Origin of the sequence: Rhizobium oryziradicis, from assembly GCF_001939045.1 — a bacterium.
In the GTDB taxonomy this organism is placed as follows: Bacteria; Pseudomonadota; Alphaproteobacteria; order Rhizobiales; family Rhizobiaceae; genus Allorhizobium; species Allorhizobium oryziradicis.
Genome location: NZ_MKIM01000025.1, coordinates 426,622 through 442,049 on the forward strand (window position 1 = coordinate 426,622; position 15,428 = coordinate 442,049).

A 15,428-nucleotide genomic window follows, 5' to 3' on the forward strand; every position below is an offset into this window, starting at 1 on the left:
TGTTTTCGTTTTTCTTTCATCATAACGAAAAACGAAAGGGGAGCAATGGGATTGCGAGCACCCCACCCTCCAGCGTTATTCAAGCATTACGCAAGCGTCCCTGCATGAGATCCATCACGGCGCGGGCAGCTTCCAGCACGTTGGTGCCGGGGCCAAAGACGGCGGCCACGCCATGATCGAGCAGGAATTGATAATCCTGCCGCGGTATAACGCCACCCACGACAACGATGATGTTTTCGGCACCCTTGGCTTTCAGCGCTTCCACCAATTGGGGAGCAAGGGTTTTATGGCCAGCCGCCAGCGATGACATGCCCACCACATGCACCTTTTGCTCAATGGCAAGATCTGCCGCCTCGTTGGGCGTCTGGAACAGCGGTCCGGCAATCACCTCAAAACCCAGATCGCCAAAGGCCGACGAAATCACCTTGGCACCGCGATCATGACCATCCTGCCCCAGCTTGGCCACCATGATTTTTGGCTTGGCACCCAGCGCGCTGGCAAAATCGGATAGCCGACTGACAATCATCTGATATTCAGGATCATCGTGATAACTGTCGCCGTAAACCTTCGATACCACCTTTGGCACGGCTGAATGGTCGCCAAACACAGCCCGCATGGCATCCGATATTTCGCCAACCGTTGCACGGGCGCGGGCGGCCTCAACGGCTGCTGCCAGCAGGTTGCCCTCGCCGGTTTGGGCCACGCGCGTCAGTTCTGCCAAGGTGTCAGCGACTAGCTTGGCGTCGCGACGGCGCTTGGTGTCTTCCAACCGCTTGATCTGGCCAAGCCTAACTGCGGCATTATCAATATCGAGAATGTCAATTTCATCCTCGGTTTCCAGCCGGTATTTGTTGACGCCAACGATCACCTCTTCGCCACGGTCAACGGCTGCCTGGCGGCGGGTGGCAGCTTCCTCGATCAGGCGTTTGGGCAGGCCATCATCGACGGCCTTTGTCATGCCGCCGAGGCTTTCCACCTCTTCAATCAAGGCCCAGGCGGCGTCTGCCAGCTCGCTCGTCAAGCTCTCGACATAGTAGGAGCCCGCCAAGGGATCGACCACTTTGGTCACGCCGGTTTCATGCTGCAAGATCAGCTGGGTGTTGCGGGCAATGCGGGCCGAAAACTCCGTGGGAAGCGCAATCGCCTCATCAAAGGAATTGGTGTGCAGCGATTGCGTGCCACCCAGCACTGCCGACATCGCCTCAAAGGCGGTGCGGATGATATTGTTATAGGGGTCTTGCTCTTGCAGTGACACACCCGAGGTCTGACAGTGCGTGCGCAGCATCAGGCTTGCGGGCTTTTTCGGCGCAAACTCCTGCATGATCCGCGTCCACAACAGACGCGCGGCCCGCAGCTTTGCGGCTTCCATGAAGAAATTCATGCCAATGGCAAAGAAGAATGACAGTCTTCCTGCAAACTCATCGACATCCAGCCCCTTGGCAAGCGCTGCACGCACATATTCGCGCCCATCGGCCAGCGTAAACGCCAACTCCTGCACCAAGGTGGCACCGGCTTCCTGCATATGATAGCCGGATATGGAAATCGAATTGAACTTCGGCATGTCCTTGGCCGTGTATTCGATAATATCGGCAACGATCCGCATCGAAGGTTCTGGCGGATAGATATAGGTGTTGCGCACCATGAATTCTTTGAGAATATCGTTCTGAATGGTGCCAGACAGTTTATTGCGCGACACGCCCTGCTCTTCGCCCGCGACAATGAAATTGGCCAGAATTGGAATGACAGCCCCGTTCATGGTCATCGATACTGACATCTGATCGAGTGGAATGCCGTCGAACAGGATTTTCATATCCTCAACGCTGTCAATCGCCACACCCGCCTTGCCGACATCGCCTTCAACACGCGGATGATCGCTATCATAGCCGCGGTGGGTGGCGAGATCGAAGGCCACCGACAGGCCCTTTTGGCCAGCAGCGAGATTGCGCTTGTAAAAGGCATTCGAGGCTTCAGCGGTGGAGAAACCGGCATATTGCCGAATGGTCCAAGGCCGCCCCGCATACATGGTGGCGCGAGGGCCACGGGTGAAGGGTGCGAAACCGGGGAGCGTGTCGAGATGCTCCACCCCTCGCAGATCTTCTTGCGTGTAGAACGGCTTGACGGCAATGCCTTCCGGCGTTTGCCAGGTCAGTGTATCGGGTGAGGCTTTCAGCTCTTTTTCGGCCAGAGCCTGCCAATCCTGCATGGTTTTCTTGGTCATTGATTGGCCTCCACCCAAGTTCTCTCACTCAAATTCCATAATCAGCTCGTCCACAGCCAGACTTTGACCTGCCGTAGCCACCAGCTTTTTCACCACGCCCTTGCGCTCGGCTTTGAGGATGTTTTCCATCTTCATCGCTTCCACGGTGGCCAAGGGTTGGCCTGCCTCCACGGTCTCCCCCTCCGCCACGGCAATGCCGGTGACCACGCCGGGCATGGGGCAGAGCAGCATTTTCGAGGTATCGGGCGGCAGTTTTTCCGGCATCAGGGCGGCCAATTGGGCCACGCGGAGGCTTCGCACATGGGCAATCACTTCCATGCCGCGCCAACGCAGGCGAATGGAGGGACCTTTCAGATCAATCTTGATGTTGATCGCCTGCCCCCCGATGATGAATTTCCCCAGCGTTTCGCCGGGGTTCCAATCACCGGAAATCGGGAAAACATCGCCTTCACCAAACATCACCGCCGTGGCTTCATCGGACACCACCAGCGGATAGTTTTTGCGACCCAGCATCACCACCCAATCCCTGCCGACTTTGCGGGCATGATTGCCCATCGCACCAGAAATTTGCGCGGCGCGGCGCTCACGCTTTTGATGCACAAGAGCTGCAATGGCGGCCAGCACTTTCGCGTCTGCAGCCGTTGGTTCCACGCCCGTGAAGCCTTCCGGGAATTCTTCGGCAATGAAAGCCGTGGTGATTTTCCCCGATCGAAAGCGCGGATGCTGCATAACAGTGGAGAGAAACGGCAGGTTGTGGCCAATACCTTCGACCTCAAACCCGTCCAGCGCTGCACTCATGGCATCAATGGCGGTCAAGCGATCTGGACCCCAGGTGCAAAGCTTGGCAACCATGGGGTCGTAATACATCGAGATTTCGCCGCCTTCAAACACGCCGGTGTCATTGCGCACCAGCGTGCCGCTGGCCGCCACACCTTCCACCGGCGGACGATAGCGGGTGAGCCGACCAATCGAGGGCAGAAAATTGCGATAGGGGTCTTCGGCATAAAGGCGGCTCTCAATCGCCCAGCCGTTGAGCACCACATCATCCTGCGCAAACGCCAGCTCTTCGCCTGCCGCCACGCGGATCATCTGCTCCACCAGATCCAGCCCGGTGATCAGCTCCGTCACCGGATGTTCCACCTGCAAACGGGTGTTCATTTCCAGAAAATAGAAATTGCGATTGCCATCAACGATGAATTCCACCGTGCCTGCAGAGTGATAGCCAACAGCCTTGGACAGTGCCACGGCCTGCTCGCCCATGGCTTTGCGGGTCGCCTCATCCAGAAACGGCGATGGCGCTTCCTCGATAACCTTTTGATTGCGTCGCTGGATCGAGCATTCGCGCTCTCCCAAATATAGCACCGTGCCATGCTTGTCGCCCAGCACCTGAATTTCGATATGGCGTGGCTCGGTGACGAATTTTTCGATAAAAATCCGATCATCACCAAAGGAATTCATCGCTTCGTTTTTCGACGATTGAAACCCTTCGCGCGCTTCTGCCTCATTCCAGGCAATGCGCATGCCCTTGCCACCACCGCCCGCTGACGCCTTGATCATCACCGGATAGCCGATTTCGCCAGCAATTTTCACCGCTTCATCGGCATCCGCAATCAACCCCATATGGCCGGGTACCGTAGAAACACCCGCTTCCGCAGCCAGTTTCTTGGAGGTGATCTTATCACCCATCGCCTGAATGGCCCCAACCGGCGGGCCTATGAAAATCACACCCGCCTTGTCCAGCGCCTCGGCAAATGCGGCATTTTCCGACAAAAAGCCGTAGCCGGGATGTACCGCATCCGCACCCGTCTGCTTGATCGCATCGAGAATTTTCTCAATAACGATATAAGACTGATTGGAAGGCGACGGCCCAATATGCACCGCCTCATCTGCCATTTTCACATGCAAGGCATTGGCATCAGCATCGGAATAAACCGCAACCGTGGCAATGCCGAGCTTTTTCGCGGTTTTGATCACCCGGCAGGCGATTTCTCCACGATTGGCGATGAGGATTTTGGTGATCATGGCATCAGACTTCCATTATATCATCGAAGGATTGCGGAAAGCTCTTGCGGGCCACAGTTTCATTGATCTGCAGCATCGCATCATAGGAGGCGTTATCAAACGGGCGCTCGGCAGGCACCACTTCGCGGTTAAACAGGCGCGACAGGCGACCAGCATCAAGATTGCCACGCTCAAACGGCTCGGTGCCAAAATGGTGCCAGAGCGCGTGCATGAAAGCGGCGTCGGCCAGACCTTCTTTATTGTCGCTGGTGCGGTGGCGTGGGCGCTCGGTAATCGGGGCAACGCCATTGGGGTTGGCGCGGCGGATGGTGAATTGCCAGCCCGTTCCGGTCAGGCCGGAGGGGAAACCCCGGTGTTTGGTCATGTCGGGCAGTTTGGCCATAGTCGTCTCCAGAATCGTGTCTTTTGGTTTCTGCTGCCTTGGAGCCATTCTCTTTCGATTTTGAAAGAGAATGGTTGATCCAACGCAAAGCAAAGTCCTGTACCTGTTTTCCCTCGGATACAGAACCTTTTCTGTTTATTTCAGCAAGGCATCCAGATCCGCGGCATCGTGGCGCTCTGGCAGGAAGGTGCCCGGATCACCAGAAGCCTTGTTGACGATAATACCGCGCTTGAGGGCAGGACGCTCGGCAAGCTGCTTGGCCCAACGGGCAACATGTTCGTATTCATGAACGGACAGGAAGGTGCCAGCATCGGGGTAGGATTGGTCGAGCACAAGGCGGCCATACCAGGGCCATATCGCCATATCGGCAATGGTGTATTCACTGCCCGCGACAAACTCGTTGTTGCCCAGTTGGCGATTGAGCACGTCCATCTGGCGCTTCACTTCCATGGCAAAACGATCAATGGCATATTGGATCTTGATCGGTGCATAGGCGAAGAAATGGCCAAAACCGCCGCCCAGAAACGGCGCAGAGCCCATTTGCCAAAACAGCCAGTTCAAGGCTTCGGCGCGCGCGCGGGCATCTTTGGGCAGAAACGCACCGAACTTGTCGGCGAGATAAACGAGGATCGAGCCGGATTCGAACAGCCGCACCGGAGCGCTGCCGTCTGATGGCTTATGGTCCATCAAGGCTGGAATTTTTGAATTCGGGTTCACATCGACAAAGCCAGAGCCAAATTGCTCGCCCTTGCCGATGGTGATCAGCCATGCGTCATAGTCGGCATCCGCATGACCTGCGGCCAGCAGCTCTTCCAGAAGAATGGTCACTTTCTGGCCATTGGGTGTTGCCAGCGAGTAAAGCTGAAGCGGATGCTTGCCAACGGGCAATTCCTTCTCGCTGGTCGGACCGGCGATCGGCCGGTTGATGGAGGCAAAAGCGCCGCCATTGCCCTGCTCCCATGTCCAGACCTTGGGTGGCTCATAACCTGCGGGCAAATTGTTTTCCGGTGGAAATTTTGGATCACTCATAAGTATCTCCTGAGCAATGCTGCGCCGACGTTGGGAGTGTCGTTGCGCAGTTGCGTTAAAGTGGGCCCGTGCAAACCTGGGCCCGTTTAAAGTGGTATCGTGTCGTGCTTTTTCCAATGCGTCGTCACCTGCTTATTGCGCAGAGCGGCAAAGGCGCGCGCAATGCGCCGTCTAGACGAATGCGGCATGATCACTTCATCGATAAAACCACGCTCGGCAGCCACGAACGGATTGGCAAAACGCTCTTCATATTCTTTCGTGCGGGCGGTAATTTTTTCCGCATCGCCAAGCTCGGAGCGATAGAGAATTTCAGTCGCGCCCTTGGCTCCCATAACCGCAATTTCGGCGGTGGGCCATGCGTAATTGACATCGGCCCCAATGTGTTTCGAGGCCATCACATCATAGGCCCCGCCATAGGCTTTGCGGGTGATCAGCGTCACCATCGGCACGGTGGCTTGGCTGTAGGCAAACAGCAGCTTGGCCCCATGCTTGATCACGCCGCCATATTCTTGCGCCACACCGGGCAAAAAGCCCGGCACGTCCACGAGCGTCAGAATCGGAATGGAAAAGGCATCGCAAAAGCGCACAAAGCGGGCTGCCTTTCGCGAACTATCAATATCCAGACATCCGGCCAGCACCATTGGCTGATTGGCCACCACACCCACGGTTTGACCTTCCAGCCGAATAAAGCCGGTGATGATGTTCTTGGCAAAGGCCTCTTGCAGCTCGAAGAAATCACCCTCATCAGCCAAAGCAAAGATCAGCTCTTTCATGTCATAGGGCTTGTTGGAGCTGTCGGGTATCAGCGTATCCAGCCGCATATCCAAGCGGGTCGGATCATCGAAGAAAGGCCGCACCGGTGGCTTTTCACGATTGTTCAGCGGCAGAAAATCAAACAGCAGGCGCACATTTTCCAGCGCCTCGACATCATTATCATAGGCACCATCGGCAACCGATGATTTTTTGGTGTGCGTGCCAGCCCCGCCCAGTTCTTCGGCGGTGACGATTTCGTTGGTCACGGTTTTCACCACATCCGGGCCGGTGACGAACATGTAGGATGAATCGCGCACCATGAAGATAAAGTCGGTCATGGCAGGCGAATAGACCGCACCGCCTGCGCAAGGCCCCATAATCACCGAGATCTGAGGGATAACGCCAGACACTTCGGCATTGCGACGAAATACTTCGGCATAGCCTGCCAGCGATGCCACGCCCTCCTGAATGCGCGCACCGCCTGAATCATTGATGCCAATAACGGGTGCGCCAACGCGGGCGGCCATATCCATGACCTTGCAGATTTTCTGGGCGTGGGTTTCAGACAATGAGCCGCCGAGCACGGTAAAATCCTGGCTGAACACATAGACCTGACGGCCATTGATGGTGCCCCAGCCGGTGACCACGCCATCACCCGCTACCTTTTGGCCTTCCATGCCAAAATCGGTACAGCGATGGGTGACATACATGTCGTATTCTTCAAACGAGCCTTCATCCAACAGCACATCAATGCGTTCGCGCGCAGTCAGCTTGCCCTTGGCATGCTGGGCTTCGATTCGCTTGGTTCCACCGCCCAGACGCGCCTCAGCACGCCGGTTTTCCAGCTGATCCAATATTGTGAGCATGAGGCCTCCCAGTCGTTGCGGATGCGAGACTTGCGCCAAATGGTGGATTATGCAAGGAAAAATAACAACGGGGCCTGTTAGACGTTAGAGGCACATCCAAGCCATTTTATTATCCACGCCCCTGCCAAAAGCGCCGTAACAGCCCAATTTTATGCAGGTTTTTCACGTGAATCATGCAGGAAATGCGCATGTCACGCAAAAAAACGAGTCACGGCGATATAGCCGGCTGCCGCTGAAATCGATGTCAAAAACATGCCCCAGAGCATATCAACCGCACTGAGCGACAAGGTCCACGCTTTCAGCGTTGCCAGATTGGTCATGTCATAGGTGCCATAGGCAAACAGGCCCAAAAGTGCGCCGCTGAGCAAAACGGTCCAGACGCTGCCATTTTGCAAGGATGGCGAGACCGCGAAATAAACAATGCCCGCTATGTAAAACAGGTAAAACACCCCCGCTGCGGTAAAATTGGGCTGGGGCCGCATAATCTCGCCCATCTGCGATTTGTAAAAGCCAATCGCAACCCGGCTGAGCCAGAGATAATCCAGCGCAAAAAACACCGTCGCGGTTGCACAATAGGCAATAACATAGCGCAGCATGGGCGACTTCCTTTAAATGCCAAGCAAGGGCTGAACCAGACGCAGGAATTTGCTTTTAAAGCGCAGCGGTGCGTCTGTTACCGCCAGACAAATGCAATCTTCGCCCACATCAGCGATCGGTTGATGTTCCAGCGTTTCATCGGCCTCTTCCAGATCGCCACGGGCAAAGCGCGCGTAGCCATCATGATAGCTGCCCTTCAACACCAAGGTCAGCTCACGGCCGCCATGGCTGTGCTCCGGCACCGGCTTTCCAGCTGGAATACGCAGCAACCGCACGCTGGTTTCGCCATCATTGGTCTTGATGGGAATGTGATAAGCACCCCGCCCCAGAGATTTCCACTGCAATTGAGCGGCATCGCGCCCCAGATAAGAGCGCAACGGCTCCGGCAAAACGGGCACATCCATAGCCTGCACTTTGGCGGCAACGGGCGAGGCCACAGGCCTTTTGGCCACCAGAAGATCGCTGGAAGCGGCAAGGCGTTCACGCATCGACTGCCAGGATTGATCGAGATTGACGGGTGTTTCCACCTCATCCATATCCATCAAGGTGCCGGCTGCAGCCTCAAGACAGGCGAGACGTTTGCGGCTTTCCGGGCTGAGCGCCAAATGGGTCGCAACCGCAAGGCTCCAGCCTTCTGCCAGGCTGCCAGAGGCGTAATCCAGCAAAAGCGCGTCACTCACATGATGCTGCACGCTCATGATCGGCCCTCCCCGCTGCGATCATTGACCGCAGTATCGTCGAGGGCGGCCCGCAATTTGGCAAATGCCAGGCGGATGCGAGACTTGATCGTTCCGAGCGGCAGATTGAATTCCTTGGCCAAAGCACTGTGCGGTATTTCGTGGAAAAATGAGCGCTGCAACAACTCCATCTGCTCCTTGGGCAATTCACGCATGGCTTTGTGAAGGCGATCGGCGTCTTCACGGCTTTCCAGTTCCTGATCTGCGGGTGCCACATCATCGGGAACAAAAGCGGGGTCTGTGGGATCAAACTCCGGCCGCTTTTCTTTACGATAGGCTGAAACACGCAAATTTCGGGCAATTGTAAAAATCCACGCGGAGACATTGCCCCGTGCCGGATCGAATAAAGCGGCCTTGTTCCAGACCACCATCATGGTTTCCTGCATCAGTTCCTCTGCCGCCTGGGTGTCACGCGATTGTCTGGCCATATAGGCTTTGACGCGCGGGCCGTAATGGCGGAATAATGTTTCGAATGCCTCCACGTCCCGATCACGGCCAACAGCCGCCAGCAAACGAGGCATATCTTCAATTTCAACGTCCATAATCATCCCGTTCGCGCCCAAGGGCACAGATTTTCGATTAACAACGCTGCGCGGCAAAGGCCGCAGGCGCTGCGTTCGACTATTGTGGCACTCTGGAGCCGGTTGGGAAATGATTATTGTCATGCGCTCCACTACGCAGCGTCGGTCCGCGTGGATCACAGATTGAAAAAATAGTGTCTTACGCATCCCCGCACCAATCCAATGGGTCAATGCATGCGTAATAGCTTTTAGAAAACCAGCAAAAGAGGCGGGGACAGGATGGATATGAGCATGCAGACCCCTTTTAGTGGCAATAAACGCCGTGTCGCCGTTGTCGGCGCCGGAATTTCCGGCCTCTCCGCCGCCTGGCTCTTGTCATCAGAGTGTATCGTGTCGGTGTATGAAGCAGAGCCCCGGCTTGGAGGACACGCCAATACGGTCACCGTTGACGGGCCAAAGGGCAGCATTGCCGTTGATACCGGCTTCATTGTCTATAATGATCGCAATTACCCCAATCTGGTCGCCCTGTTTGAGCATCTTCAGGTGCCAAACCAGCCATCCAACATGTCGTTTGCTGCATCGTTGAATGCTGGCAGCTTTGAATATTCGGGATCGGGTCTGTCTGGCCTGCTCGGCCAGCGCCGCAATGCGCTTCGCCCCCGCTTCTGGCGCATGGTGGCAGATATCATGCGGTTTTATCGCGAAGCACCGGCGCTGCTGAGTCGTCAGGATCTGGCCACCACCACTCTTGGCGATTATCTTGATCTTGAGGCCTACAGAACGGCCTTTATTGAAGACCACTTGTTGCCCATGGGGGCGGCCATCTGGTCGACAACGGCTGCCGATATGCGGGCCTATCCGCTGCATGCCTTTATCCGCTTCTTTATCAATCATGGGCTGGTGTCTTTGAAAGATCGCCCCCAATGGCGCACCGTGACGGGCGGCAGCCGCGAATATGTCAGCCGGTTGCGGGCGGCAACCAAGGCAGATTTTCGCAGCAATGATCCGGTTGTTACCATCAAGCGCGACGAATTCGGCGTTAAAATCATCACCGCAAGCGGCCATCAGGACCGGTTTGACGATGTGGTTCTGGCCACCCACGCTGATCAGGCCTTGAAACTGCTGAACAATCCGAGCAGCCAGGAGCGCAGTATTCTCGGTGCTTTCGACTATACCAACAATGTCGCCGTGCTGCATTCCGACGTCAATCTCATGCCCAAGCGCCAGCGTGTTTGGGCCAGCTGGAATTATATTGGCGAAGCGCGGGAAGCGGGCGAAGGTGCATTGTGTGTCAGCTATTGGATGAACAAGCTGCAAGGCCTCGACAACAGCCTGCCGCTGTTTGTCACGCTCAACCCGTCGCGCGAGGTTAATCCGAACAAGGTTCATCAGGTTTTCGACTATAAACATCCGCTGTTTGACACCAAGGCCATGGCAGCCCAACAGCAGCTTTGCCAGTTGCAGGGACAGCGCAACACGTGGTTCTGCGGGGCCTATTTTGGCAGCGGTTTTCATGAGGATGGTCTGCAAGCGGGCCTTGCCTGCGCAGAAAGCCTTTCCGGGCTTCGCCGCCCTTGGACGGTCAAAGACGAATCGGGACGGATTTTTCTGAAAACTCCGCTGACGGCGGCAATATGAGCTGGACATCTGCCCTTTTCACGGGAGAGGTGGTGCATCATCGCCATCGCCCTAAAAAACATAGTTTGCGATATAAAGTGTTCACGCTGCTGATCGATCTGGATGAACTCCCTTTGTTGGATCAGAAATTGCGGCTGTTTGGCCACAATCGCGCGGCATTCTTAAGCGTCCACGACAAAGATCATGGCCTTGGCGAAACGGGAGAGCTGAAAAACTGGGTGGCGCGGCATTTGACGGATGCGGGCCTCACGATCGCTGACCTGCGCGTGACCATGCTGTGCTATCCGCGTATTTTTGGCTATGTTTTCAATCCTCTGACCGTTTATTTCTGTCACAGCGGCAATGGCGATCTTGAAGCCATTCTCTATGAGGTGGAAAACACTTTTCACGAGCGGCACACCTATATCATTCCCGCTACGCCAAATGCGGACGGCAGCCTGAGCCATTCCTGCGCGAAAGAAATGTATGTCTCGCCGTTTGTGCCCATGGAGTGCCAGTATCATTTCAAAATCCTGCCGCCCACCGACAAGATTTTGGTGGCGATTAACGAAACCGACGAGGACGGGGCTTTGCTCTATGCCGCCTTCAGCGGACGGAGGCAGGCGTTAAGCGACAAAGCCCTGTTAAAGACGCTGATGACCTACCCTTTGATGACCTTGAAAGTGATGGGTGCCATTCACTGGGAGGCCCTCAAGCTCTGGGCCAAAGGTGTGCCCCTGTACCGTCACCGCAAGGCTGAAAAGCCCATTGCAAGCTCCATCATTTCTTCCGAAGCTATAAGCGCAAAGGCCCCATTATGAGTCATGCCGAACAGCAAACCGTTGCACCTTCTTACCGGTCCGTGCCGCTGTGGCAGCGTATTTTATCGGGCTGGGCGAACCGCTTGACCCATGGACATCTGACGGTGATTTTCCCCGGCGGGCGTGAACACCATATTCAAGGTGACAATCCCGGTCCTTCCGCTGTGTTGCGGTTTAAAAATGCAAGGCCGGTGCGGCGTGTGATGGGCGGAGGAAGCCTTGGCTTTGCCCAGTCTTATATGGATGGCGATTGGGATAGCCCCGATATTGCTGCCTTTCTGGAGTTGGTGATTGCCAATGAACCAAGCTGGCAAAAGCTGATGGCGCCATCCAGCCTGATGGGCAAGCTGGCGTGGCTCCGCCACAAGCTGCGGCGCAACTCCAAAGCCGGAAGCAGGCGCAACATCGCCTTTCACTATGATCTCGGCAATGAGTTCTACCGGCATTGGCTGGATGAAACCATGACCTATTCATCCGCCCTGTTTGCGCAGCCCCATCAGCCGTTGGCACACGCACAGGCCGCCAAATATCAACGGATTGTGGATGAGTTGGGCTTGAGTGCCGATGACCACGTGTTGGAAATCGGCTGTGGCTGGGGTGGCTTTGCCGAACACGCCATTCGCGCAACCGGCTGCAAAGTCACGGGGCTGACACTTTCCAAGGAACAGGCGGCTTTTGCACGGGAACGATTGTCCAAGGCGAGTTTGGCGGATAAGGCTGATATTCGCCTGGAAGACTACCGCGATGTTGCGGGCAAGTTCACAAAAATCGTCTCGATTGAAATGTTCGAGGCGGTGGGCGAGGAAAACTGGCGCACCTATTTTGAGCGTGTGCGCAGCCTACTGGCTCCCAAGGGCAAAGCGATTGTGCAGGTGATCACCATCGATGAAGCACGGTTTGAACACTACAAAAGCCATGCTGATTTTATTCAGACCTATATCTTCCCCGGCGGAATGCTGCCCTCGGTGGAACGGTTTGAAGCATCGGCCAGACAATCTGGCCTGAACGTGCTCGATACCTTCCGCTTTGGCCTCGATTATGAACGCACGTTGCTTTTGTGGGACAAGAGCTTTACCGCCCGCTGGTCGCGCATTGCACAGCTTGGCTTTGACGAGCGCTTCTTTCGCATGTGGCGCTATTACCTGCATTACTGTGCCGCTGGTTTTCGCACCAAGCGGCTGGATGTGGTGCAATTTGAGCTGAGCGCATAAAAAAGGAGGCGAAAGCCTCCTTTTTCACATTCAATATTTGCCGCTCACGATTTTCGCAGCATTTTCTCTGTCAGCCTGAAATACAGCGGATAGGGCAAAAGCCGCAAACTCTTCAATAGCAACACCATTTTCCAGGAAAAGGCGATTTCGAATTTGCCCGCCGCCATGCCCTTGGCAATATGGTCGGCGGCCTCTTCCGCTGTGACGATAAACGGCATGGGAAAGTCATTTTTATCGGTCAGCGGCGTTTTGACAAAGCCCGGATTGATGATGCTGAGCGTGACACCCTTTTTGGCAAGGCCGGGATGGAGCGCCTCGGCAAGGGTAATCAAGGCGGATTTGGTGGCACCATAAACACCGCCGCCGGGAAGACCCGTGTAGCCCGAGACCGACCCCAAAAGCCCAATGCGGCCTTTGCCGCGCGCAACCATCAGCGGCATGATGGTCTCTAAGCAATAGGCCGTGCCCATCAGGTTCAACTCGATCATCGTGCGGAATTGATCGGCGTTGAAATTGCTGATCGATTCCCGCACATAGGTGCCTGCCGAAAATACCGCCATGTCGATGGGGCCAAGTGCTGCCTCAATCTCCGACATCACCCGATGCACGGCATCGCGATCCGTGACATCCAGCGGAAAGGCTTGAATGACACCACCGCTCTCCAGCGCCAAGGCCTGCAATTCATCCGCATTGCGGGCGCTGACAGCCACCCGATAACCATCACGGGCGAGTTTTAGCGCCAGCGCACGGCCAATGCCGGAACTGGCCCCGGTGATCCACGCAACACGCGAGTTTGACGATGACATGACCATCACTGAAGCGCCTTTTCATGGTTATGGCCTGTATGGTGCAGAGCTGGTTTTTTGAACTTCACCGTGGTTTTCGCCACCGGAAAACCAAACTTGGTCACCAGCGCCGTGTTCAACACCGTTCCATCCTTGTTCAAAACCATCTTGTCATAAAAACGGACCTTGTTCGCCTGTTTTTGCGGATCAAAATAGACCAGATAGTTGAAATGCGCGGTATCGCCATCAACACGCACCTTGGCATCGCCAATCACATCTTCGCGGGTGCCGGTGTAGGAGGTGGGGCCGGTTTTGACAAAGCGCCAGGTTTTGCGGTCTTTGGTGCCATCATCGAAGCGAAAATCCTCGCGCAGCGTCAGCACATGGCCATCCCACTTGCCCGTGAGATCAACGGTGAATGAGCGGCTGACACCGTTGATGGCCGCGAAATGCCCCTCCGCCACGGTTTTTCCGACAAAATAAGTCTCAAAAGCAAAATCTGCGGCCTTTGCCGTGCCGACGGTCGATAAAAGACCCATGGTCAGGCTGGCAAAGGCTGATTTCAACACATGCATGGCGCTCTCCGCTCGATTGATTTCTCAACATCACTACGCAGCAAAGGCCCGGCTGGATTGGTGGGCTACCATTCAATGGTTGACCCATCATAGGCAAAGAAACCACCGGATTGCGCTGGCGAGAGATGATCCAGCACATTCAAAAGCAGCCCTGCACTCTCTTGCGGCGTGAATCGCTCATGGTTTGGCGCGAAATTGGCGGACAGCGATGTGGCAACGCTGCCGGGATGCAAAGCGGCCACCACCGCGTTTGGCCGCGTGCGGGCAAGCTCAACAGCTGCGGTGCGCACAATCTGGTTCAAGGCCGCCTTTGAGGCGCGATAGGATATCCAGCCGCCCAACCGGTTATCGCCAATAGAGCCAACCCGCGCCGACAAAAACGCCATCATGGCGCGGCTATCTTTGCGCAGAAGCGGTGAGACATATTTGAGCACCAGAGCCGGACCAATGGCATTGAGCGCAAACTGCGCCGCCATGCTCTCGGCAGTTACGGCTTTGAGCGATTTTTCCGGACCAATGCCGTTAATCGTCAAAGCCCCCGTTGCACAAATCACCACATCGAAAACGGCCTGCTGCTGCGAGAGACGCGCGGTCGCCGCCGCCACGCTGTCTTCGTTGGTGACATCAAAACCATCCAAACTGCGCGAGAGGGTGACAACGGCAGCACATGACGGATCTGTGCGCAGAACCTCGACAAACGCGGAGCCAATGCCTCCCGAGACCCCAATCACCAAAGCGCGGTATTCGCCGCCCAAAGAGGTTATCACTGTCATTTTCTCCCCCCTGTTTTCCCGAAAAATTCCATCGCTGGTAATCTGAACCATTGTGCATGTCGTAACGTTACTACGACAGAAACAGAGGCGATGGATCACAGGAGGGCCGCCACGATGATATTGCGTTTGGTAATTTCAGGAATAGTTGCAGCAGCATTCGGCGCGGGAGCAGCGCAAGCCGCGGGTGAAAGCCGCTATACATCGCAAGACATTCGCCAAAGCATTGTGGGAAAGCGCATTTACCTCGCAACCCCGATGGGCGGTGAATTTCCGCTCAACTACCGTAAAAACGGCGTGGTGGATGGAGATGGCGAGGCGCTGGGCCTTGGCCGCTTTGTCAAACCCAATGACACCGGCAAATGGTGGATCAAGGATGATCAGCTCTGCCAGCGCTTTACCACCTGGTACAAAGGCACGCCGATGTGTTTTGAGCTGTATAAAAACGGCGATAAAAGCCTGAACTGGATCCGCAACAACGGCCAGAAAGGGACTGCCCGGATCGGGCAATCCCTGTAATAGTT

At 55.7% G+C, this 15,428-nt stretch carries 15 protein-coding genes; 4 read left to right on the forward strand and 11 right to left on the reverse strand.

Annotated features, from left to right (window positions below; genetic code table 11):
* Positions 1–79: 79 nt before the first annotated feature.
* From scpA to BJF95_RS10040, 8 genes are all read right to left on the reverse strand, one after another.
* Complete coding sequence (gene scpA / locus BJF95_RS10005) at positions 80–2,218, reverse strand: methylmalonyl-CoA mutase (protein WP_075639284.1); 2,139 nt, start codon at positions 2,216–2,218, stop codon at positions 80–82.
* A gap of 24 nt (positions 2,219–2,242) precedes the next feature.
* Positions 2,243–4,240 (reverse strand): acetyl-CoA carboxylase biotin carboxylase subunit, encoded by a 1,998-nt coding sequence (locus tag BJF95_RS10010; RefSeq protein WP_075639285.1) that lies wholly within the window; start codon positions 4,238–4,240, stop codon positions 2,243–2,245.
* Positions 4,241–4,244: 4 nt separating this feature from the next.
* Positions 4,245–4,622, reverse strand: coding sequence for a hypothetical protein (locus BJF95_RS10015; protein WP_075639286.1), 378 nt, complete (start codon positions 4,620–4,622; stop codon positions 4,245–4,247).
* Positions 4,623–4,757: 135 nt separating this feature from the next.
* Complete coding sequence (gene yghU, locus BJF95_RS10020) at positions 4,758–5,651, reverse strand: glutathione-dependent disulfide-bond oxidoreductase (RefSeq protein ID WP_075639287.1); 894 nt, start codon at positions 5,649–5,651, stop codon at positions 4,758–4,760.
* An 86-nt stretch (positions 5,652–5,737) separates the two neighbouring features.
* Positions 5,738–7,270, reverse strand: a complete 1,533-nt coding sequence (locus tag BJF95_RS10025) for an acyl-CoA carboxylase subunit beta (protein ID WP_075639288.1) — start codon at positions 7,268–7,270, stop codon at positions 5,738–5,740.
* A gap of 191 nt (positions 7,271–7,461) precedes the next feature.
* Positions 7,462–7,866 carry a DUF2177 family protein gene (locus BJF95_RS10030; RefSeq protein ID WP_083638766.1) on the reverse strand — a complete coding sequence of 135 codons (405 nt, stop codon included), beginning with the start codon at positions 7,864–7,866 and terminating at the stop codon, positions 7,462–7,464.
* A gap of 12 nt (positions 7,867–7,878) precedes the next feature.
* Positions 7,879–8,565, reverse strand: coding sequence for a ChrR family anti-sigma-E factor (locus BJF95_RS10035; protein WP_075639289.1), 687 nt, complete (start codon positions 8,563–8,565; stop codon positions 7,879–7,881).
* Positions 8,562–9,146 (reverse strand): sigma-70 family RNA polymerase sigma factor, encoded by a 585-nt coding sequence (locus BJF95_RS10040; protein WP_245297280.1) that lies wholly within the window; start codon positions 9,144–9,146, stop codon positions 8,562–8,564. The genes BJF95_RS10035 and BJF95_RS10040 overlap by 4 nt, the downstream gene beginning before the upstream one ends.
* 270 nt (positions 9,147–9,416) lie before the next feature.
* Between BJF95_RS10040 and BJF95_RS10045 the strand changes: the two genes are divergently transcribed.
* Genes BJF95_RS10045 through BJF95_RS10055 form a run of 3 tightly spaced genes read left to right on the forward strand, consistent with a single transcriptional unit; the run spans position 9,417 to position 12,774 of the window.
* Positions 9,417–10,763 carry an NAD(P)/FAD-dependent oxidoreductase gene (locus tag BJF95_RS10045; RefSeq protein ID WP_075639386.1) on the forward strand — a complete coding sequence of 449 codons (1,347 nt, stop codon included), beginning with the start codon at positions 9,417–9,419 and terminating at the stop codon, positions 10,761–10,763.
* A complete protein-coding gene (locus tag BJF95_RS10050) occupies positions 10,760–11,563 on the forward strand; it encodes a DUF1365 domain-containing protein (RefSeq protein WP_075639290.1) in 804 nt (267 codons plus the stop codon). The genes BJF95_RS10045 and BJF95_RS10050 overlap by 4 nt, the downstream gene beginning before the upstream one ends.
* On the forward strand, positions 11,560–12,774 hold the full coding sequence (locus BJF95_RS10055) for an SAM-dependent methyltransferase (RefSeq protein ID WP_075639291.1): 1,215 nt from the start codon (positions 11,560–11,562) through the stop codon (positions 12,772–12,774). The genes BJF95_RS10050 and BJF95_RS10055 overlap by 4 nt, the downstream gene beginning before the upstream one ends.
* Positions 12,775–12,818: 44 nt before the next feature.
* Here the strand turns inward: BJF95_RS10055 and BJF95_RS10060 are convergent, their stop codons facing one another.
* From BJF95_RS10060 to BJF95_RS10070, 3 genes are all read right to left on the reverse strand, one after another.
* On the reverse strand, positions 12,819–13,580 hold the full coding sequence (locus BJF95_RS10060; protein WP_342587944.1) for an SDR family NAD(P)-dependent oxidoreductase: 762 nt from the start codon (positions 13,578–13,580) through the stop codon (positions 12,819–12,821).
* 5 nt (positions 13,581–13,585) lie between these two features.
* Positions 13,586–14,134, reverse strand: coding sequence for a DUF3833 family protein (locus BJF95_RS10065; RefSeq protein WP_075639293.1), 549 nt, complete (start codon positions 14,132–14,134; stop codon positions 13,586–13,588).
* Between the two features lie 65 nt (positions 14,135–14,199).
* Positions 14,200–14,907, reverse strand: a complete 708-nt coding sequence (locus tag BJF95_RS10070) for an SDR family oxidoreductase (RefSeq protein WP_139317455.1) — start codon at positions 14,905–14,907, stop codon at positions 14,200–14,202.
* Between the two features lie 114 nt (positions 14,908–15,021).
* Here BJF95_RS10070 and BJF95_RS10075 point away from each other — a divergent pair, with 114 nt between their 5' ends.
* Positions 15,022–15,423 carry a hypothetical protein gene (locus BJF95_RS10075; RefSeq protein ID WP_075639294.1) on the forward strand — a complete coding sequence of 134 codons (402 nt, stop codon included), beginning with the start codon at positions 15,022–15,024 and terminating at the stop codon, positions 15,421–15,423.
* Positions 15,424–15,428: the final 5 nt, after the last annotated feature.

Excerpts from the sequence above, each read along its gene's own strand:
- scpA (WP_075639284.1), bottom strand. The coding sequence starts at position 2,218 with ATGACCAAGAAAACCATGCAGGATTGGCAGGCTCTGGCCGAAAAAGAG.
- BJF95_RS10010 (WP_075639285.1), bottom strand. The coding sequence starts at position 4,240 with ATGATCACCAAAATCCTCATCGCCAATCGTGGAGAAATCGCCTGCCGG.
- BJF95_RS10015 (WP_075639286.1), bottom strand. The coding sequence starts at position 4,622 with ATGGCCAAACTGCCCGACATGACCAAACACCGGGGTTTCCCCTCCGGC.
- yghU (WP_075639287.1), bottom strand. The coding sequence starts at position 5,651 with ATGAGTGATCCAAAATTTCCACCGGAAAACAATTTGCCCGCAGGTTAT.
- BJF95_RS10025 (WP_075639288.1), bottom strand. The coding sequence starts at position 7,270 with ATGCTCACAATATTGGATCAGCTGGAAAACCGGCGTGCTGAGGCGCGT.
- BJF95_RS10030 (WP_083638766.1), bottom strand. The coding sequence starts at position 7,866 with ATGCTGCGCTATGTTATTGCCTATTGTGCAACCGCGACGGTGTTTTTT.
- BJF95_RS10035 (WP_075639289.1), bottom strand. The coding sequence starts at position 8,565 with ATGAGCGTGCAGCATCATGTGAGTGACGCGCTTTTGCTGGATTACGCC.
- BJF95_RS10040 (WP_245297280.1), bottom strand. The coding sequence starts at position 9,146 with ATGGACGTTGAAATTGAAGATATGCCTCGTTTGCTGGCGGCTGTTGGC.
- BJF95_RS10045 (WP_075639386.1), top strand. The coding sequence starts at position 9,417 with ATGCAGACCCCTTTTAGTGGCAATAAACGCCGTGTCGCCGTTGTCGGC.
- BJF95_RS10050 (WP_075639290.1), top strand. The coding sequence starts at position 10,760 with ATGAGCTGGACATCTGCCCTTTTCACGGGAGAGGTGGTGCATCATCGC.
- BJF95_RS10055 (WP_075639291.1), top strand. The coding sequence starts at position 11,560 with ATGAGTCATGCCGAACAGCAAACCGTTGCACCTTCTTACCGGTCCGTG.
- BJF95_RS10060 (WP_342587944.1), bottom strand. The coding sequence starts at position 13,580 with ATGTCATCGTCAAACTCGCGTGTTGCGTGGATCACCGGGGCCAGTTCC.
- BJF95_RS10065 (WP_075639293.1), bottom strand. The coding sequence starts at position 14,134 with ATGCATGTGTTGAAATCAGCCTTTGCCAGCCTGACCATGGGTCTTTTA.
- BJF95_RS10070 (WP_139317455.1), bottom strand. The coding sequence starts at position 14,907 with ATGACAGTGATAACCTCTTTGGGCGGCGAATACCGCGCTTTGGTGATT.
- BJF95_RS10075 (WP_075639294.1), top strand. The coding sequence starts at position 15,022 with ATGATATTGCGTTTGGTAATTTCAGGAATAGTTGCAGCAGCATTCGGC.